This is a genomic window from uncultured Desulfovibrio sp., from assembly GCF_902477725.1.
Lineage (GTDB): Bacteria > Desulfobacterota > Desulfovibrionia > Desulfovibrionales > Desulfovibrionaceae > Desulfovibrio.
Map to the genome: position 1 here is coordinate 85,585 of NZ_CABSIF010000001.1, position 17,808 is coordinate 103,392.

Genomic DNA, 17,808 nt, shown 5'->3' on the forward strand with positions numbered 1-17,808 from the left:
TTCCGACTGGCAGCGAAGCTGCGCCAGTTCAGCGCCGGGTTCGGCCGACGCAGGCAGGGGGAAAAACCGGCAGTCGGTATTGTTTGTTCTTTAATGATGTCCGGGCCGCGCTTTTACGCACTTTTCAGAGTTTTGTCACCATGGCGCGGATGAGCCGACCCAGATTTTTGCCCGCCACTGCGGCCACTGCGAGGATTTCTTCCAAGGGGGCCGGGGTCATGCAGTCAGGTAAATTTTTATTGGTCAAACATGAAAGGCCAAGCACACGCATGCCCATATGACGTGCCGCAATGATCTCAAGTACGGTGCTCATGCCCACGGCATCGGCGCCCCACTGGCGGTACATGCGTGTTTCTGCGGGCGTTTCCATTTCCGGCCCATGCACGCCAATGTATACGCCGCGCTCAAGCCGCAGACCCATTTTTACTGCGGTTTCCATGGCCATCGCCCGCAAATCCGCGTCCAGAGGCGCGCACATGTCGGGGAAGCGCGGCCCCCATTCCTCAACATTGATTCCGGTAAGGGGCGAATGCCCGGTCTGGTTGATGATGTCGCTCATGCACATGATGCCGCCAGCATCAAACTGCGGGTTCAGGCCGCCCGCCGCATTGGTAATGATAAGGGTTTTTACGCCCATCAGCGCCATAACCCGCACACCCATACAGACCTCAGCCGGGGTGCGTCCTTCATAAAGATGGCAGCGCCCCTGCTGGATGAGCGCATAGCGCCCGATGGAGTCGTCCTCGCCGCACGCTCCGGCAAACCGGCCCCATACAAATGCGCCCGCATGCCCTTCCACGCTGGAAGCGGGAAAACCCGGCAAGTCGGTATAGGGAACAACAACACGGTCTTGCAGTTTTTCTGCCAGAGCAGAAAGCCCCGTACCCAGCACAATGCCCACAGGTGCATCCGCATCGGGCGCGGCCTTGGGATCAAGCCTGCGCGCTCCCAAGGGCAAGGCCAGAGGCCCCTGCGCGGCCTGAATGGCGTCACGGAGTGCCGTTGCGGCGCGCTGGACATCCTGAAAATTTTGCATAGAATCCCTCCTGAAAAATACGCTCAGTGGTCTGCTGTCAGGCCGCAATCCGCGCCGCGCGTTCCTTTGCCGCTGCGCGGCTTTTTGTGCCGGACAGCCCCTGCGCGAGTGGATTTTCGCGCCAAAAGCGGGTAAGAGGTGCGGATGCACAGTCTGTATAGCTCGCCAATCGACACCCCACAAGGGGGAAGTGGGCAGCGAAACAGAACCGTAACACCCCGCGATACAAATCCAAACTCCGGCACACGCCCGCTCCGCCACATGGGCAATCGCGGCCTTGCCGGGCATAAACCAACACAAAAAAGCGCAATTCAATGAGGGAGACAGGCTTGGACAAAGCTCAGGACAGCATTCCCCTGCAAAAGCACAAAATTCTGGTGGCCAACCGTGGCGAGATAGCCATGCGCATCATGCGCGCCTGCCGCAAGCTGGGAGTGGCCTTTACCGCCATTTTCACGGCTGAGGACGCGGCATCGGGCCATGTGCGCCTGGCGCGCGAACAAGGCGGAGAAAAAAGCCTGTACCGCGTGTCGTCTTACCATGACGCCAACGAACTTATGGCCGTGGCCGACGAGGCGGGCTGCACAGCAGTTCACCCCGGCTACGGTTTTTTTGCCGAGGATTTTCGTTTTGCACGCCGCGTGACCAAACGCGACCGGAAACTTATCTTCATCGGCCCCTCGTGGAAAATCATTCGCGAGCTGGGCGACAAAATCAACACCAAGCGCCTGGCGCGCAGCCTGGGCGTACCTACCGTTCCCGGTTCCGACCGCCCCATCTATGACGAAATGGAAGCCGAACGCATCGCCAAGAGCGTGTTCGAGTTTCAGGATCAGCAGGGCATCACGCGCCCGCTGGTGCTGGTCAAGGCTTCCGCTGGCGGCGGCGGCATGGGCATTGAGGAAGTGTACGACCCGGATCAGTTCCGCTCGGTCTACCGCCGCATCCGCAGCTACGCCCTGCGCCAGTTCAAGGATGAAGGCGTGCTCATCGAGCAGCGCATCACCGACTTCAACCACCTTGAAGTACAGGTGGTTTCTGACCGTTCAGGGCAGAATCCCGTGCACTTCGGCACCCGCAACTGCTCCATCCAGTCCACTGGCCGCCAGAAGCGCATTGAGATCGCCCCGGGCTTTGCGCCCGAAGAACTCAAGTACACCTTCGATGCGGGCAAGGTGCTGCGCGATATTGTTGACTACTCCCTCACCATGGCCCGCAAGGTGGGCTACGACAATGTGGGAACATGGGAATGGATTGTGACCCGCAAGGGCGAGCCCTTCCTGATGGAAGTGAACACACGCATTCAGGTGGAAAACGGCGTTTCAGCACGTATTTCAAGGGTGAACGGCAAGGGCGATGTGGACCTCATTGCCGAGCAGATCCGCATTGGCCTTGGCGAGCCTTTGGGCTACGGACAGAAGGACATCACCTTTGAAGGTCTGGGCATTGAATACCGCCTGATCGCCGAAGACCCGGACAGCAACTTCACCCCCTGGGTGGGCCGCATTGAAAAATTTGCATGGAAAGACCAGCCCTGGCTGACCATGCTCACCCATGTCCCGACAACTGAGCCTTACGAAATTCCCACGGAGTTTGACCCCAACCTGGCTCTTGCCATCATCTGGGGCAAAGACCTTGAGGAAGCCAAGGCCCGCGGCCTTGAATTTCTTGGGGATCTGCGGCTGGAAGGCCACAATGCCTCGGGCGAGGAACTGAAGTCCAACGTCAACTTCCTTGCGGCCAACACAGAGCGCATTTTGCGCTTCTGACGGGGATCAGCCCATGAGCACGGCACCGTCCACACATCTGGCGCAGGTTTCCGCAAACTGCGGAAGTTCCTGCGCTCTGGCCGGGGCGCAAACTTTGCGCACCCTGTATGGACGCATGCTGGCAGACAAGCCATTGGCCGCCCGGAATTCCGGGGATTTCGCCTACCTAAAAAAACCAGTCTAGCTGGCCCCAATATACTATGGACAACAACATCGAAAAACGCATCCAGAGTCTGCGCGACAGACTTACCTATCTGGTGGACATATTCGCCGGCAAGCACAAGGATAACGCCGACCTGCTTGAAGAAAAGCTGACCGCCTTCACTGCGCGCGTCCGCTCCGGCAATGTGGAAGATCCCTATGCCGAACTTGCCACGGTAGAAGACCTTTTCAACTATGTGGAACGCCGCCTTGAGGGCAGCATCACGCCCATGGACAAGGTGCGCATTGTGCGCCACGCCCAGCGTATCTGCCTGCGCGACATACTTGAAAACGTCTACGACAATTTCACCGAAGTGGGCGGTCAGGACGAGCACAGCCTCGACCCCAGCATGCTCATTGCCCGCGCGGTCATTACCCGCCGCCGGGGCAAAAAGGTATACACCCAGTCCGTCATGGTTATCGGGCAGGAAAAGGGTCACGGCGCGGAATTCCGCAACGGCGGCTCGGTCAAGCCCTGGGGCAACGCCAAGGCGCAGCAGTACATGCGCGTAGCCGAGACCGAAGGGATACCTGTCCACACCTACATCTTCACGCCTGGCTCGTATCCAATTGAGGATTATCCCGGCGCGGCACAGCAGATCGCCCGCAACATCTACAGCATGGCTGGCCTGCGCGTGCCCGTTATCGCCGTTATTTCCGAAGGCGGTTCTGGCGGCGCGGAAGCCATCGGCCTTGCCGACAAGCGCCTGATGCTCTCGCACGGCTACTATTCGGTTATTTCGCCCGAAGGCGCCGCCGCCATTGAAGGCCGTATCAAGGCTGGCCAGCGCGCCACGCCCGAGCTGATTGAAAGCTGCGCCAATAACCTCAAGATGACTGCGCAGGACAACCTCAAGTTCGGCTACATCGACCGCGTGGTGCAGGAGCCGCCTCTGGGCGCGCGCCCTTGGCACTTCGACTTTTTCCGCAGTCTGCGGCAGGAAGTACTGCGCGCCACCGATGAGGTAGTGATCTCCACGCGTACCATGCCCGGCCTCAAGGGCTTGGCCCTGGCCCGTGTGCGCAAGCCCGACGCCAACCTGGACGAAATGTACACCCGCTGGGGGCTGACCTCTGCCGCCAAGGACAGGCTGCGCGAACGCCGCCAGCAAAAGTTCCTGCGGCTCTCGCGTCAGGCAGCGCGCGACAGGCGTCCCTTCTTCACCAAGATGGCCGTTGCCACCTGGGACTGGCTCACCAAGCCGTGGGTCAGCTTCAAGTACGATTTCTACCGCAAGCACCAGATGCGTATCCGCACCTTTATGGAAGAAATCGACAACGAGTGGGAAGTGTTCAAGAGCCGCCTGCTGGCCCCCTGGCACAAGCTCACCCGCAAGCTCCCCAGCGCCAAGGCCGAAAGCAGCAAGGTCAAGGAACTGACCGCCCTGTCCACGTGGTCGGACGACGGCCGCCGCAGCCGGTGGAACTACATTTCGCCGCGTTACAAGACGGACCGGGCCATCACCTGCCCCAACAGCGCCGCCTATGGCTGCCTTGACCTGTGGGGGCCTGACCTCTTTGCCGAATTCGCGGGCGTGTGCAGCCACTGCGGCTACCACTTTCCCATGGAGCCGGAATGGTATGTGAAGAACGTCTTTGACCTCGGCTCGGTCTTTGAATTCAACAGCGAAATTGAAGCGGGCAACCCCCTTGATTTCCCCAACTTCAGCGACCGCGTTCTTGACGCGCAGAAGAAAACCGGGGCCAAGAGCGGCTGCATGACCTTTGAAGCCCGCATTGACAATACCAAGATGGTCGTGGCCATGCTCATGGGCACCTTCCGGGGCGGCTCCGTGGGCGCGGCGGAAGGCTACAAGTTTGTGGAAGCCGCCCAGCGCGCCGCCAAGAAGCGCTATCCCTTCCTGGCCTATGTGCACGGCACGGCGGGCATCCGCATTCAGGAAGGTACGCACGGCGTTATCCAGATGCCCCGCTGCACCGTGGCTGTGCGCCGCTACATTGAATCCGGCGGCCTGTATATGGTGCTGTACGACACCAATTCCTTTGCCGGCCCTGTGGCCAGCTTCCTCGGCTGCTCGCCCTACCAGTTCGCGGTGCGCTCGTCCAACATCGGCTTTGCCGGGCCGGGCGTTATCAAGGAAACCACGGGCATGGACATCCCGCCCAAGTACCACCGCTCGTACCGCGCCCTTTCGCGCGGGCACATTCAGGGTATCTGGGACAGAAGGGAAGTGCGCGCCAACCTCAAGCAGGCCCTGCTGACCATTGGCGGCAGAAACCTGTATTACAGATAGCGCCCCACTGTGTAGAAAAACGACAAGTATTCCGAGTGACGCGGCGGCCAGGAACAGTCCGGTCGCCATGCGCCGGAGGTTCGGGGGCAGCAGCCCCACCAGCCGGAGCGTCGCCAATATATAACGTTAACGGACCCAAGCATGATAAACATATCTGCACTGCTGGACGAAATAAAGGCTTCGCCCTACCGCGAAATAGTCATCAGCACGCCCCACACGGGCAAGGTGAACTTTGCAGGCATAAAACAGGGCGACAAGGTGGTTGGCCCGCAGGGCCAATGGAAGGAAAAGCCCGGGACGCTTATTGCCACGCTTGAACGCGAGCGCAATCCCAAATCCATCTGCGCCAACGAAAAGGGCGAGATCAGCCTTCTGCACACCGAGCTTGAAGGGACATTTGTGGAGGCAGGCACCCCCCTTGCCGTGGTGCGCCACATGCTCACCCGCGCAGAGGTGGAACGCATCCTGCTCAAAAAAGCCCTGCATCTTTTTGTTGCGCCCGAGCGGGCCAAGTACTACTTCACACCTGATGTGGACAAAAAAATCCGCGCGGCAGATTCACAGTCGGTAGCCGTGCGCGAAGGCATGGAACTGCTCATCATGTCGCGCATGAAGCGCGAGGTGCCGCTGGTCTATACCGGGCCTGCGGGCGTTATCTATGCCGTCTACTTCACCTATAACGAAAATATCGACGCCGGAGCGCCCCTCATCGGCGTATGCCCGCAGGATCAGCTTCCCGCCATTCAGGAAGTTATCATGCGTGTACAAACCGAATGGACTGAAAAAGACTAGGCTCTCCTGCCAGCACTGATCGCGTTCCGGAACAAGCTGCCATCAGCAGCAAACCGGGGCGCGGCAAAAACGCACAGAGGCGGCCTGCCGCCAAGGGAGCACCTATGGGCAATGCACTGCAAATCCGCGTTAGCGCCGTTACATGGAACGAAGACCTGCTGGAAAAACTCTGGCCCAAACTTACGGAGCTGGCTTTCAGCGTTCCCATCAAGCATGAAAAGCACGGAGTGCTTGAAATGGTGAAGGCGCTGGATGAAGGATTGCAATTTTTGCCCTGGTCGCCAGCGCGCCGCAAGGCCCTTGGCCCCGGCATTCTTGAAGCCGCAAGGCTCAAGGCCGAGCTGGAAGCAGCCCTTGCCGAATGGCAGCCGCGCGAAGCCAACAAGCTGAGCGACGCCCTTGAAGACGTGCTGGATCAGCTCGAAAAGGCGTTTGTAGCCTGAGTCTGAAACTCGAATACCACCTTGGAGCATCACAATGCTGAATAAAGTAATGATTATTGGCCGGTTGGGCCGCGACCCCGAGCTGCGGTACACACAGAGCGGTTCGCCCGTTGCCACCCTGAATGTCGCCACCGACGAATCCTACACCGACCGTGACGGCAACAAGGTGGATCGCACAGAATGGCACCGTGTTTCTGTTTTTCAGCGTCAGGCGGAAAATTGTGCCAACTTTCTTGCCAAGGGCAGCCTGATCTACGTGGAAGGCAGCCTGCAAACCCGTAAATGGCAGGATCAGCAGGGACAGGATCGCTATACCACTGAAATCAAGGCCCAGCGTGTGCAGTTTCTCGACCGCAAGGGCGGCGATGCCCCCCGTGAAGGCGGCGGTGGCCGTGGCTTTGAAGAAGACTATGGCGCGCCCGTTGCCTCTGCTGCTCCGCGTGGCAATGCACCGCGCGGCGGCCAGGGTGCCCCGAGCGCACGCAGCCAGAACGGCAATGCCCCCCAGGGTGGCAGCCGCAAGCCCCAGCCCATGGACGAAGATCTCGGCCCGGCCTTCCCTTCCGAAGCCTCCAACATGGACGATGTGCCGTTCTAGGGGCTGATTCCCACACATTGATGACCGCAAGGCGTGGATACTGCATCCACGCCTTTTTTTGTTGATTCAGGTTTGACACGGGCATCGGCATTGAGGTTGAGAAAAATTTCCCCCAGTCAACAGATTTCATCCAACCAGACAGTTTTCGCCGTATTTCGCTGCCCGCAAGCAATAGCGCCAGTCCACGCAACATAGCCTAGCAAAAGACTTTGCGAAAAAAAGCGCACTTTCACATGTATTTTTGGGTTCAGGCACATTTTTATTCTGAATCCCCCTTCTCTTTTTGCGCGATTCAGCGTATAGGTTTTTGTGAATTTTCCGTATTACCCGCAGTGGCTGTGGTTTTTTTGGCGAGTAGTCAGGAAAAGTTTTAAGAGGTAGTTGACTTTTTGTTAGATTATTCACAAGATGCGAATTGAACGCTGCCCTTCCGCATGGCGACGCGGCCACGGAAGGATGCCCACATAACTAAAACACGGAGGATTTCGCAATGTCCAAGCTGGTAGCTCCTCATGGCGGTAAGGGTCTGGTCTGTTGCCTTCTGGAAGGTAAGGCCTTGGATGACGAGAAGAAAAAAGCCGCAGGCCTGAAGCAGATCGAGATTACTTCCCGCGCCAAGGGCGACCTGATCATGATGGGCATTGGCGGCTTCTCGCCTCTGAACGGCTTCATGAACAAGGCTAACTGGAAGAGCGTCTGCGAAAAGATGACTCTTACTGATGGCACCTTCTGGCCCGTGCCTGTCACCCTTGATGTTCCCGCTGCTGATGCCAAGACCCTCAAGGTCGGCGAAGAAGTGGCTCTGGTTCGCAAAGGCGAAATCATGGCTACCATGAAGGTCGAAGAAGTCTATGAAATGACTGAAGCCGACAAGAAGCTGGAATGCGAACTGGTGTTCAAGGGCACTGGCCCCGACTCCGAAAAGTTCTGGGAAGTGGCCCCCAACGACCACCCCGGCGTGAAGATGGTTCTCGCGCAGAACGAATTCAACGTTGCCGGTACCGTTAAGGTTCTTTCGCAGGGCGAATTCCCCGAAAAGTTCCCCGGCGTGTACATGACCCCTGCTCAGCTGCGCGCCAAGATGGACGAACGCGGCTGGCAGAAGGTTGCCGCTCTTCAGCTGCGCAACCCCATGCACCGCTCGCATGAATACCTGGCCAAAATCGGCGTGGAAGTGTGCGACGGCGTGGTTATCCACTCCCTCGTGGGCTCCCTGAAGCCCGGCGACATCCCCGCCGAAGTGCGCGTGAAGTGCATCGACACCCTGGTTGACAAGTACTTCGTGAAAGACTTCGTCATTCAGGCTGGCTACCCCCTGGACATGCGTTATGCCGGTCCCCGCGAAGCCCTGCTGCACGCCACCTTCCGCCAGAACTACGGCATCAACAACCTGCTGGTTGGCCGCGACCACGCTGGCGTGGGCGACTTCTACGGCATGTTTGAAGCCCAGGAAATCTTCCGCAAGATTCCTGTGCCCGCCGAAGAAGGCAAGCGTCTGCTCTGCGAACCGCTGAACATTGACTGGACCTTCTACTGCAAAAAGTGCGACGGCATGGCCAGCATGCGCACCTGCCCCCACACCAAGGAAGATCGCGTCATCCTGTCCGGTACCAAGCTGCGCAAGATGCTCTCCGAAGGCGCGGAAGTGCCGGATCACTTTGGCCGCGCTGAAGTGCTTGTCATCCTGCGCGAATACTATGCCAGCCTGACCGAAAAAGTTGAAATCAAGATGCAGCGTGCGGCCTCCGGCTCCACCATGTAAGCTTGACCGCAGCAACACAACGCGAGAGGACGCCCGAAAGGGCGTCCTTTTGTTTGCACCGCGCCAGGCCGCGATGCGCTTAATGATCCGGGCCGCAACAGGCTGCCTTTAGCCGACATATTGCCTGCCTCGCCATCCGCATGCTGAAATAATAGCATGCGGCACGCTTTTGCCACATCCTTGCAATATACTTTCGCACCGCCCCACATTACGGCAATGGGCAGCAAGCCGCAGATATGGGACTGCGCTTTACGAAAAAGCAAAAACAGCCTATAGCTGAAACGAGTTGCATGAAATCGCGGCTGCAGCCCCATGTTTCGGCGGGCCTAATGATGGTCAGTACCGGGCCTGTCGCGCTATTGCTGCACAAGCCAAAAAGCTATTACATCCACAGGTACCTATGAACCGAACCCATCAATTATTTCCCGGCATTCTGAGCATGGCCGTTCTGGCTGCGGCTTTCTGCATCTGGAGTGCCTTTGGCAATGAAGTGAACCTGTGCGTAACTTCGGGTTGCGCACTGTTTCAGGATACGTCAGTTGCGGGCATATCGCTTTGGTGGGCTGGCGGGGTCATGTTCACGCTGCTTGCCGCAGCCGCCTTGATGGGTGCTGCCCAATTGGGCCTGATTCTGGCGGGTCTAGCCCTTCTGGGTGATATCTGCCTCTTGCTGCTCATGGCGGTCACGGCCCCTTGCGTGAGCTGCCTTATTGTGGCCTGCTTTTTTGCCATGATCTACGCTGGCTTTCGGCAGGCGGCGCAGCGCAGCCGCTCCGGCCTCCCCACTGACAAACCGGGACGCTCCTTTCTGCTGGTTCTCTGGGTTCTGCTGTTTATCGTCAACGTCGGTACCGCCCTGCGTACCCAAGCGGACGTGTGGGCCATCACGGACAACAGCAACGAAGCCAGCGTACGCATGTTTTTTTCTCCTTCCTGCCCCAGTTGTCAGGAAGGCATCGCCCTGCTCTCCGGCCATGTGGATGTGGCCTTCTACCCTCTGGCAGAAAATGAAGCCGACATTCATACCGTTGCGCGCATGCTGCGCCTCATGGATAACGGCGCAAGCCTTTCTGAAGCCCTGACCAAGGCAAAAGACATTACCGCGCCAACGGTCATGGCCGCCACCACGCCTGATATGCTGTTGCTGCGCCTGCGCATGTTGCGCAACAAGGCCCATGTGTTCATGGCCGGTTCGCAGACGGTTCCCTTTTTTGAATACCACGGCTTGCCCGCCATGCTGAAAAAGAATACCAAGCAGCAGGCAGGCCAGGCTTCTTTACCGCAATCTCCTACTCCCCCTCCGGCAGCAAGCAGTGCAGATTTGCCACTTGACCCGCAAGTGGCTGGTCAGTGTTCTGGCACAACGCCCTGCCCCTAGGCAAAGTCGACTCCAGTTCTTTTTGCCTCCGGCGCAGGAGCTGCCCGGGTCGATTTAGCCTGTCCAGGCGCAGCCTTAAACTGGCTTGGCTTATCGCCTCCACCGGGGCCTTGTGCAAAAAATGACAAACCTTGCGTTTTAAAAGCGCAAAGGGGCTTGACGCCCTTTGCGCTTACTATTTATATGAGAGAGCCTTATACAAAAGGGCACGGGGACAGAATGAAAGCAATCGACGTGTTTCGTAAACACAAAAGCGAGATGGTGCGTCTATGGACAGACTCCGTATTCGATACCTATCCATTTGAAACTACAGGTTTTCTTCGCACAAAAGACGACCCCTTCGGCAACCCGGTAGCAAACATGACCAAGGAAGCCGCAGGGGCTGTGTACGATGCAGTTACCGGCGAATCCGTAGAAGTGGCACAGACCCGCAAGGCTATGGACCGCTTTATCAAGCTGCGAGCAGTGCAAAAATTCTCCCCCAGCCAAGGTCTGGCTGTGTTCAGCCTCATGAAGCCTCTTCTGCGGCAACACGTCATGCCAGAACTCATGGCCCAGGACGACCTGGCGGCCTACCTTGAAACCGAATCGCGCATCGACAGCCTGATGCTCCTGGCCTTTGATATGTATATGGAAGACCGGGAAGTTCTGGCTGAGTCGCGCATTACGGAAATACGCAACCAGCACGCCCAACTGGCGCGCTGGGCGCAACAACTGGAAAGCGGAACCGTTCCTTCTGGGAACGACCGCTGACATTCCGCGTTCATTAGGCCATAGGGCCTGACCGTGGGCTTTGCAGCATGCGGACCAGAGATCTCTCAAATCCCGTGGTGGGCTTTTGAGGCAACTTTAGTGGAAGTGAGGTAGGGAATGTTCAATTCATTACTGCTGGTGCTGCTCATAGGAGCCATCGCCTGGGCGGGAGCGGCCATAGGGCTTGCTGGCCTGTTCGGCGTGGCGCTGCCTTATGTGGCAGTAGTCGTGTTCATCGCCGGTGTCGTCTGGCGCATGGTGTACTGGGCCAAATCGCCCGTGCCCTTCTGCATCCCCACCACTGGTGGGCAGGAGCAGTCGCTTGACTTCATCAAGCAGGCAAAAATCGACTGTCCCAGCACAACTTGGGGTGTTGTGCAGCGCATGTTTCTGGAAGTGTTCTGCTTCCGTTCGCTGTTCCGCAATACGGTTGCGGAAGTAAGGGAATTTGATCCCGTCAGCAACGGGCCGCGCACCATCTATTATTCCTCCAAGTGGCTGTGGGTATTTGCCCTGCTGTTCCACTACTGCTTTCTGCTCGTTTTTATCCGTCACTTCCGCTTCTTCATGGAACCCGTGCCTTCCTGTATTCGCTTTCTGGAAAGCATTGACGGCATCATGCAGTTTGGCTCGCCCCGCTTCTTCTGGACGGGCGGCCTGTTGCTGGTAGCGCTGCTGTTCCTTCTGGGACGCCGCCTGTTCAACGAGCGCCTGCGCTACCTTTCGCTTGCCAACGACTACTTTCCCCTGTGGCTGATCATCAGCATCGTGGGCACCGGCATCTGCCTGCGCTATTTCGACAAGACAGAAATCGCCCAGGTCAAGATTTTCGTCATGGGTCTGACCCACTTTGCGCCTGTGGCGACCACGGGCATCAACGCACTGTTCTTCACGCACCTTACTCTGGTCTGCGTACTGCTGATTTACTTCCCCTTCTCCAAGCTCATGCACATGCCGGGCGTGTTCTTCAGCCCCACGCGCAACATGGCCAACAATTCCCGCCGTGTGCGCCACATCAACCCCTGGAATCCGCCCAAGCAGTACTTCACCTACGCCGAGTACGAGGATACCTACCGCGACGCCATGGCCGATGCCGGGCTGCCGCTGGATAAGCAACCCGAAAAGGCCGCCGAGTAAGGAGTTTCCACGATGGCAAAATTACCTACGCCGCAAATGCTTGTGTCCAGCCGCCCGGCCTTTCCCGCCCAGGACTGGCTTGACACAAAGCCTGAATTTACACCGGGCAGCTTCTGCTATCCGGCCAAGAAAGAGACCATGGAACTTCTGCACATGCCCAATCCCCATGAATGGGATCCGGCGGCAGAAGACTGGAATCTGCCCGAAAACTGGGAACAGATTCTCTGTGACGCTTTTGAAGAACGCCTTGAAAAGCACCGTTCGCTCAAGCTGTTCATGGATATCTGTGTGCGTTGCGGCGCTTGCGCCGACAAATGCCACTTTTTCCTGGGCACCAATGATCCCAAAAACATGCCCGTGCTGCGCGCCGAGCTGCTCCGCTCGCTCTACCGCCGCGACCACACAATGCTGGGCAAGATCCTCGGCAAGAAAGTGGGCGCTCGCGGCTGGGACAAGGAAGTAGTGAAGGAACTCTTCTACTACGCCTACCAGTGCACCGAATGCCGCCGCTGCTCGCTCTTCTGCCCCTACGGCATCGATACGGCGGAAATCACCGCCATCGTGCGCGAACTGCTGCACGAAGTGGGCCTTGGCATCCACTGGATCATGGATCCGGTCAAGAACTGCAGCTTCACCGGCAACCACCTTGGCATCAAGCCCCACTCCTTTGTGGAAATCGTGGAAATGCTGGCCGATGACTGCGAAACCATCACCGGCATCCGTCCCAAGACGCCCTTCAACGAAAAGGGCCACGAAATCCTGTTCATCACGCCCTCTGGCGACGTATTTGCCGACCCCGGCATCTACACCTTCATGGGCTATCTGATGCTCTTCCACGAGCTGGATCTGGACTACACCTTCTCAACCTACGCTTCGGAAGGCGGCAACTTCGGCTCCTTTACCACGTTCAACATGGCAAAGAAGCTCAACGCCAAAATGTACGCCGAAGCCGAACGTCTGGGTTCCAAGTGGATTCTGGGCGGCGAGTGCGGCCACATGTGGCGCGTGATCAACCAGTACATGGACACCTACAACGGCCCGTCGCCCTCGCACATGACGACGCCTGTTTCGCCCTACACCGGCACGGTGTTCCAGAACGCGGCTTCCACCAAGATGGTGCACATTGCCGAGTTCACGGCTGACCTGATCCACCACAACAAGCTGAACCTCGACCCCAGCCGTAACGACCATATCATCACCACGTTCCATGACTCGTGCAACCCTGCGCGCGGCATGGGCCTGCTTGATGAACCCCGCTACGTGCTCAACGCCGTGTGTAACAACTTTGTGGAAATGCCCGAGAACACCATCCGCGAGCAGACCTTCTGCTGCGGCGCGGGTTCGGGCCTCAACACGGAAGAAATCATGGAACTGCGCATGCGCTCCGGCATGCCGCGCGGCAATGCCCTGCGCTATGTGCAGGAAAAGCACGGCGTCAACCACATGGCCTGCGTGTGCGCCATCGACCGCGCCACCCTGCCCCCGCTTGCCAATTACTGGGCGCCCGGCGTCAATGTAAGCGGCCTGCACGAACTGGTAGGCAATGCCCTTGTGATGAAGGGCGAGTGCAAGCGCACCATGGATATGCGCCAGGAAGACCTGCCCAACGTGGTAGAGGATGATGACGCGCCCGAGGCGCAGGGGGAGGGTCAATAGATGTATAACTCCAAAGCAGTAATTCTTGGGATCATTATCTTTGTGGTCCTGTTCACCTCCCCGTTCTGGGCAAGCATGCTGGGCAAGAGCTATACCAGCACCGGCATTGCGCTGCCCAAGAATGAAAAAGAGTGTGTGGAAAATGTGGATTTCATGCGCGACAAGCACATGCAGCTGCTCAACGAGTGGCGTGATGAAGCCCTGCGCAACGAAAACCGCACCTATGTGGCATCCAACGGTAAAAAGTGGACCATCAGCCTGCAGAACACCTGCATGAAGTGCCACACTGACTACAAGGGTTTCTGCGAAAAGTGCCACGTGGCCAACAGCGTTGATCCCTATTGCTGGACCTGCCACATCATTCCCCAGGGGAGCAAGTAATGAACAAGAGCAGAAGAAGCTTTCTGAAAGTGGCGGGGCTTTCTGCCTGTGCCCTGAGCAGCGGGTTGGCTGGCCTTGGTGCCTTGTCCGGCGTTGCTCAGGCCAAGATTGCCCCCGGTCACTATGAAAAAGGTGCCAACGCCCTGCACGCCAAGCGCTGGGCCATGGTTATCGATACGCGCCAGTTCAACGGACCCAATGACTACGAACCGCTTATCGAAGCCTGCCATAAATTCCACAACGTCCCGCACGTTCCCGGCGATCAGAACATCAAATGGTTCTGGCTTGATTCGTTCGAGCACACCTTCCCTGATGAAATGAACGCCTTTTTGGACAAGCGCCGGGCCGAAGCAAGCTATCCGCTGCTGTGCAACCACTGCACCAATCCGCCCTGTGTTCGCGTTTGCCCCACGCAGGCCACCTACCGGATGGAAGACGGCATTGTAGCCATGGACTACCACCGCTGCATCGGCTGCCGTTTCTGCATGGCAGGCTGCCCCTACGGCGCGCGTTCCTTCAACTTCAAGGATCCGCGCAAGTTCCTGGCAAATCCCGTGCCCAACCCGGCATTCCCCACGCGCATGATCGGCGTGGTGGAAAAATGCACCTTCTGCGCCGAGCGCCTGGCCGTTGGCCAGTTGCCCGCCTGCGTTGAAGCTTCTGGCGGCAAGATTCTCTTCGGCGACCTGGAAGACCCCAATTCAACGGTGCGGCAGGCTTTGTCCGCCAACTACAGTATCCGCCGCAAGCCCAACCTGGGCACGCAGCCCGGCGTATACTACCTCATATAGGGAGGACAGGCCATGGTTGAAAAATTGCTCGAAGGTCCCAAGACCTATTACTTGTGGCTGCTCTTCCTGCTCTGCGTGATTGCAGGCTGCGGCATTGTGTATCTGGATCAGCTCCAGAACGGTCTTTCTGTGACCGGCATGAGCCGCGACGTTTCGTGGGGGCTGTATATTTCGCAGTTCACCTACTTCGTCGGCGTTGCCGCCTCAGCCGTTATGCTGGTGTTGCCCACGTACTTCCACCACTATAAAAAATTCAAGCGCATGATCATTTTTGGCGAATTCATGGCCGTTGGGGCCGTGGTCATGTGCGCCCTGTTCATCGTGGTTGACCTTGGTCAGCCTCAGCGCATGCTCAACGTCATGCTGCACCCCACGCCCAATTCCGTCATGTTTTACGACATGCTGGTGCTCATTGGCTACCTTGGCCTGAACATCGTCATCGGTTGGGTGACCCTTGAAGCCGAACGACACGAAATCGATCCCCCGAAATGGATCAAGCCCCTCATATATCTTTCGATTCTGTGGGCTTTCTCCATCCACACGGTGACCGCCTTCCTGTACGCTGGCGTTCCTGGCCGCCACTACTGGCTCACCGCCATCATGGCTGGCCGCTTCCTGGCTTCCGCCTTCTGCTCCGGTCCTGCCATCCTGATGCTGCTCATGCTGTTGCTGCGCCGCCTCACCGGCTTTGACGTGGGCAAGGAAGCCGTGAAAACCCTGACCACCATCATCGTGTATGCCATGTGCGTGAACGTGTTCTTCTTTGTGCTGGAACTGTTCACGGCCTTCTACAGCAACATTCCCGGCCACATGGAACCCATCCACGTGCTGTTCTTCGGTCACGGCGGGCATCTGCTGTGGGTGAGCTACTGGATGTGGGCTGCGGTTATCATGGCCTTTGGTTGCCTTGCCATTCTTATTCCGCCCAAGCTCCGCACGCACCCCACGCTCATGCCCATCGCTTTGGCCATGCTCGTGGCTGCATCGTGGATCGACAAGGGTCTTGGCCTTCTGATTGGCGGTTTTACCCCCAACATGTTTGAAGCCATCACACCCTACATGCCCACCGGTAAGGAAATTGCCGTGGCCCTTGGTGTTTACGCCGTGGGCGCGCTGGTAGTCTCCCTGCTTTGGCGGATTGCGCTTGGCGTGAAAAAAGAAGTGAACCACTTCTCTGACTAACCGCCTGGTACGTGTACTCAAACGCCCCCGCGTCGCTGACGCGGGGGCGTTTTGTCTTGCTGGTTGGTTTATCACCGTAAAGCCGCAAGTAGCACAAACAATAATCCAGCGTAACCGTAGCGGCATTTCTTCAACCGCAAGCTTGACTCACACCCATGCTCGCGGGCATAGTATCAGCCATTCCCCGTTATTTTATTCGCAAGGAGCCATGGATGCATCAAGCGCTCAAAGACGCCATAACCATAAGCAAAACTCTGTTGCGCAACGGCTATGACGCTCATGTTATCAACGCCCCCTTGCAGGAGCACCTGCTGGAAAACGCCACGCAGCCCACTGTGGATATTGCCTGCGAGCCGGATCTCGATACGCTTATCAAGCTTTTTCCCAAGGCAGTGCCACAGCACGACAAGCGCGCTCTGGCAACACTTGAGGAAAACGGCTTTGTCTTCTGTTTTTATCCTCTGGAAGTAGCTGCTGCCGGACACCCTGAGCTTTCCCTGCTGCGCATCACGCCTACCATGATGGACAGGATGCCCCATGAGGAACAGCTCAAGCTGCGCATCACGGGCTTTGGCAGCCCCGAGACCACGCAGGATGCCTACGATGGCTTTGAAGACGTCAAGGGCGGCGCTATCCAGCTTGCGGGCCTTCCGGATGAAACCCTTCGCCACAATTACCTGTTGGCGGTACGCGCTCTGCGTTTTGCAGCCAATTTTGACCTGCCCATCGAGCCAAACACATGGCTTGCCATTGTGCGCGCCTCAAGCCGCGTGTTGGATTACGTTCCTGCCACGGACATCATGGACGAATGGCGCAAGGTTGCTGCCGAATCCATGTACCGTTTTGTGCGCCTGCTCTTTGATTCGCATATCCTTCAGGGGCTTATTCCTGAAGTGGCCTCCCTTTCCTGCCTCACCCAGATGCGCAACAAGGAAGGCGACACGGAAAACGTATTTGAACACACGCTTGAGTGCATGAAGCACTACCCCGAAGAAGATTTCCACTACGACTGGCTTGGCACAATGGCCATGCTTTTCCATGATGTAGGCAAGCTCTACACCGGCGAATATTTCGACGGCATCTGGACGTACTACCAACACCACCGCGTGGGTGCCAAGGTTACGCGCAAGATACTGCGTCGCCTGCACTTTGCACAGGAAGACATCGACCTGCTGTGCCATCTGGTGCGCCACCACATGCGCTTCCACTTCATGATGACCGACAGGGGCATTCGCCGCTTCAAGGCACTGGACGACTACCCCCGGCTTATCGCCATGGCCAGGGCAGACCTCAAGGCCCGCGACGGCATTCTCACCTCGTTCAACCACAATATGAAGTATCTGGATCGCGCGGAAACGCCGGAACAGATGCTCGAACCGCTGTTGAACGGCAATGAGATCATGAGCGAAACCAAGCTGTCCCCCGGCCCGCTGGTGGGCATTATTCGTGACGCGCTGTTGCAGGCCCAGATTGCAGGCGAAGTTACGGATGTTGAATCCGCAGTGACCTTTGTGCGTGATTACGCGCGCAAGTCAGTGGGATAACCGCCCAACCGCCTATGCTGACACTATGGGCGTTCCTTTGGGAACGCCCTTTTTGCTTGTTCACGCCGCATAAACGCGGTTTTTACCGGCATGAAAATTTCTTGCCCATAAACGTCAAACATCGTAGTTC

16 protein-coding genes are annotated in these 17,808 nt (G+C 57.7%); 15 read left to right on the plus strand and 1 reads right to left on the minus strand.

Translation table 11 applies throughout. The features are described from left to right. Positions 1 to 124 precede the first annotated feature (124 nt). Positions 125 to 1,036, minus strand: a complete 912-nt coding sequence (locus RDK48_RS00420; protein WP_209818201.1) for a purine-nucleoside phosphorylase — start codon at positions 1,034 to 1,036, stop codon at positions 125 to 127. A 314-nt stretch (positions 1,037 to 1,350) separates the two neighbouring features. Here RDK48_RS00420 and RDK48_RS00425 point away from each other — a divergent pair, with 314 nt between their 5' ends. The 15 genes from RDK48_RS00425 to RDK48_RS00495 all read left to right on the plus strand — a co-directional run bounded on the left by RDK48_RS00425 (position 1,351) and on the right by RDK48_RS00495 (position 17,678). Beyond that, entirely contained in the window at positions 1,351 to 2,805 is a 1,455-nt protein-coding gene (locus tag RDK48_RS00425) for a biotin carboxylase N-terminal domain-containing protein (protein WP_298996002.1), read from the plus strand. A 13-nt stretch (positions 2,806 to 2,818) separates the two neighbouring features. Beyond that, on the plus strand, positions 2,819 to 2,989 hold the full coding sequence (locus tag RDK48_RS00430) for a hypothetical protein (protein ID WP_298996004.1): 171 nt from the start codon (positions 2,819 to 2,821) through the stop codon (positions 2,987 to 2,989). A gap of 16 nt (positions 2,990 to 3,005) precedes the next feature. Next, on the plus strand, positions 3,006 to 5,261 hold the full coding sequence (locus RDK48_RS00435; protein ID WP_298996007.1) for an acetyl-CoA carboxylase carboxyl transferase subunit alpha/beta: 2,256 nt from the start codon (positions 3,006 to 3,008) through the stop codon (positions 5,259 to 5,261). Positions 5,262 to 5,402: 141 nt separating this feature from the next. Then, positions 5,403 to 6,053, plus strand: a complete 651-nt coding sequence (locus RDK48_RS00440) for a biotin attachment protein (RefSeq protein ID WP_298996009.1) — start codon at positions 5,403 to 5,405, stop codon at positions 6,051 to 6,053. 104 nt (positions 6,054 to 6,157) lie between these two features. Then, the gene (locus tag RDK48_RS00445) at positions 6,158 to 6,496 is read left to right on the plus strand and encodes a hypothetical protein (RefSeq protein ID WP_298996012.1); all 339 of its coding nucleotides are present in this window, start codon (positions 6,158 to 6,160) and stop codon (positions 6,494 to 6,496) included. 34 nt (positions 6,497 to 6,530) lie between these two features. Next, positions 6,531 to 7,094, plus strand: coding sequence for a single-stranded DNA-binding protein (locus RDK48_RS00450; protein ID WP_298996014.1), 564 nt, complete (start codon positions 6,531 to 6,533; stop codon positions 7,092 to 7,094). Between the two features lie 490 nt (positions 7,095 to 7,584). Further along, on the plus strand, positions 7,585 to 8,856 hold the full coding sequence (gene sat, locus RDK48_RS00455) for a sulfate adenylyltransferase (RefSeq protein WP_298996016.1): 1,272 nt from the start codon (positions 7,585 to 7,587) through the stop codon (positions 8,854 to 8,856). Between the two features lie 400 nt (positions 8,857 to 9,256). Next, positions 9,257 to 10,234 (plus strand): hypothetical protein, encoded by a 978-nt coding sequence (locus tag RDK48_RS00460; RefSeq protein ID WP_298996018.1) that lies wholly within the window; start codon positions 9,257 to 9,259, stop codon positions 10,232 to 10,234. Positions 10,235 to 10,453: 219 nt separating this feature from the next. Continuing rightward, complete coding sequence (locus RDK48_RS00465; protein WP_298996021.1) at positions 10,454 to 10,987, plus strand: RsbRD N-terminal domain-containing protein; 534 nt, start codon at positions 10,454 to 10,456, stop codon at positions 10,985 to 10,987. A 117-nt stretch (positions 10,988 to 11,104) separates the two neighbouring features. Beyond that, positions 11,105 to 12,124, plus strand: a complete 1,020-nt coding sequence (gene dsrM, locus RDK48_RS00470) for a sulfate reduction electron transfer complex DsrMKJOP subunit DsrM (protein WP_022659762.1) — start codon at positions 11,105 to 11,107, stop codon at positions 12,122 to 12,124. A gap of 12 nt (positions 12,125 to 12,136) precedes the next feature. Continuing rightward, positions 12,137 to 13,780, plus strand: coding sequence for a sulfate reduction electron transfer complex DsrMKJOP subunit DsrK (dsrK, locus tag RDK48_RS00475; protein ID WP_022659761.1), 1,644 nt, complete (start codon positions 12,137 to 12,139; stop codon positions 13,778 to 13,780). Then, a complete protein-coding gene (gene dsrJ / locus RDK48_RS00480) occupies positions 13,781 to 14,161 on the plus strand; it encodes a sulfate reduction electron transfer complex DsrMKJOP subunit DsrJ (protein WP_192112731.1) in 381 nt (126 codons plus the stop codon). Further along, positions 14,161 to 14,952 carry a sulfate reduction electron transfer complex DsrMKJOP subunit DsrO gene (gene dsrO, locus RDK48_RS00485; RefSeq protein ID WP_298996025.1) on the plus strand — a complete coding sequence of 264 codons (792 nt, stop codon included), beginning with the start codon at positions 14,161 to 14,163 and terminating at the stop codon, positions 14,950 to 14,952. The genes dsrJ and dsrO overlap by 1 nt, the downstream gene beginning before the upstream one ends. 12 nt (positions 14,953 to 14,964) lie before the next feature. Then, positions 14,965 to 16,134: a sulfate reduction electron transfer complex DsrMKJOP subunit DsrP gene (dsrP, locus tag RDK48_RS00490; protein ID WP_298996026.1), complete on the plus strand. Its 1,170-nt coding sequence runs from the start codon at positions 14,965 to 14,967 to the stop codon at positions 16,132 to 16,134. Positions 16,135 to 16,346: 212 nt separating this feature from the next. Continuing rightward, the gene (locus tag RDK48_RS00495) at positions 16,347 to 17,678 is read left to right on the plus strand and encodes an HD domain-containing protein (protein ID WP_022659757.1); all 1,332 of its coding nucleotides are present in this window, start codon (positions 16,347 to 16,349) and stop codon (positions 17,676 to 17,678) included. Positions 17,679 to 17,808: the final 130 nt, after the last annotated feature.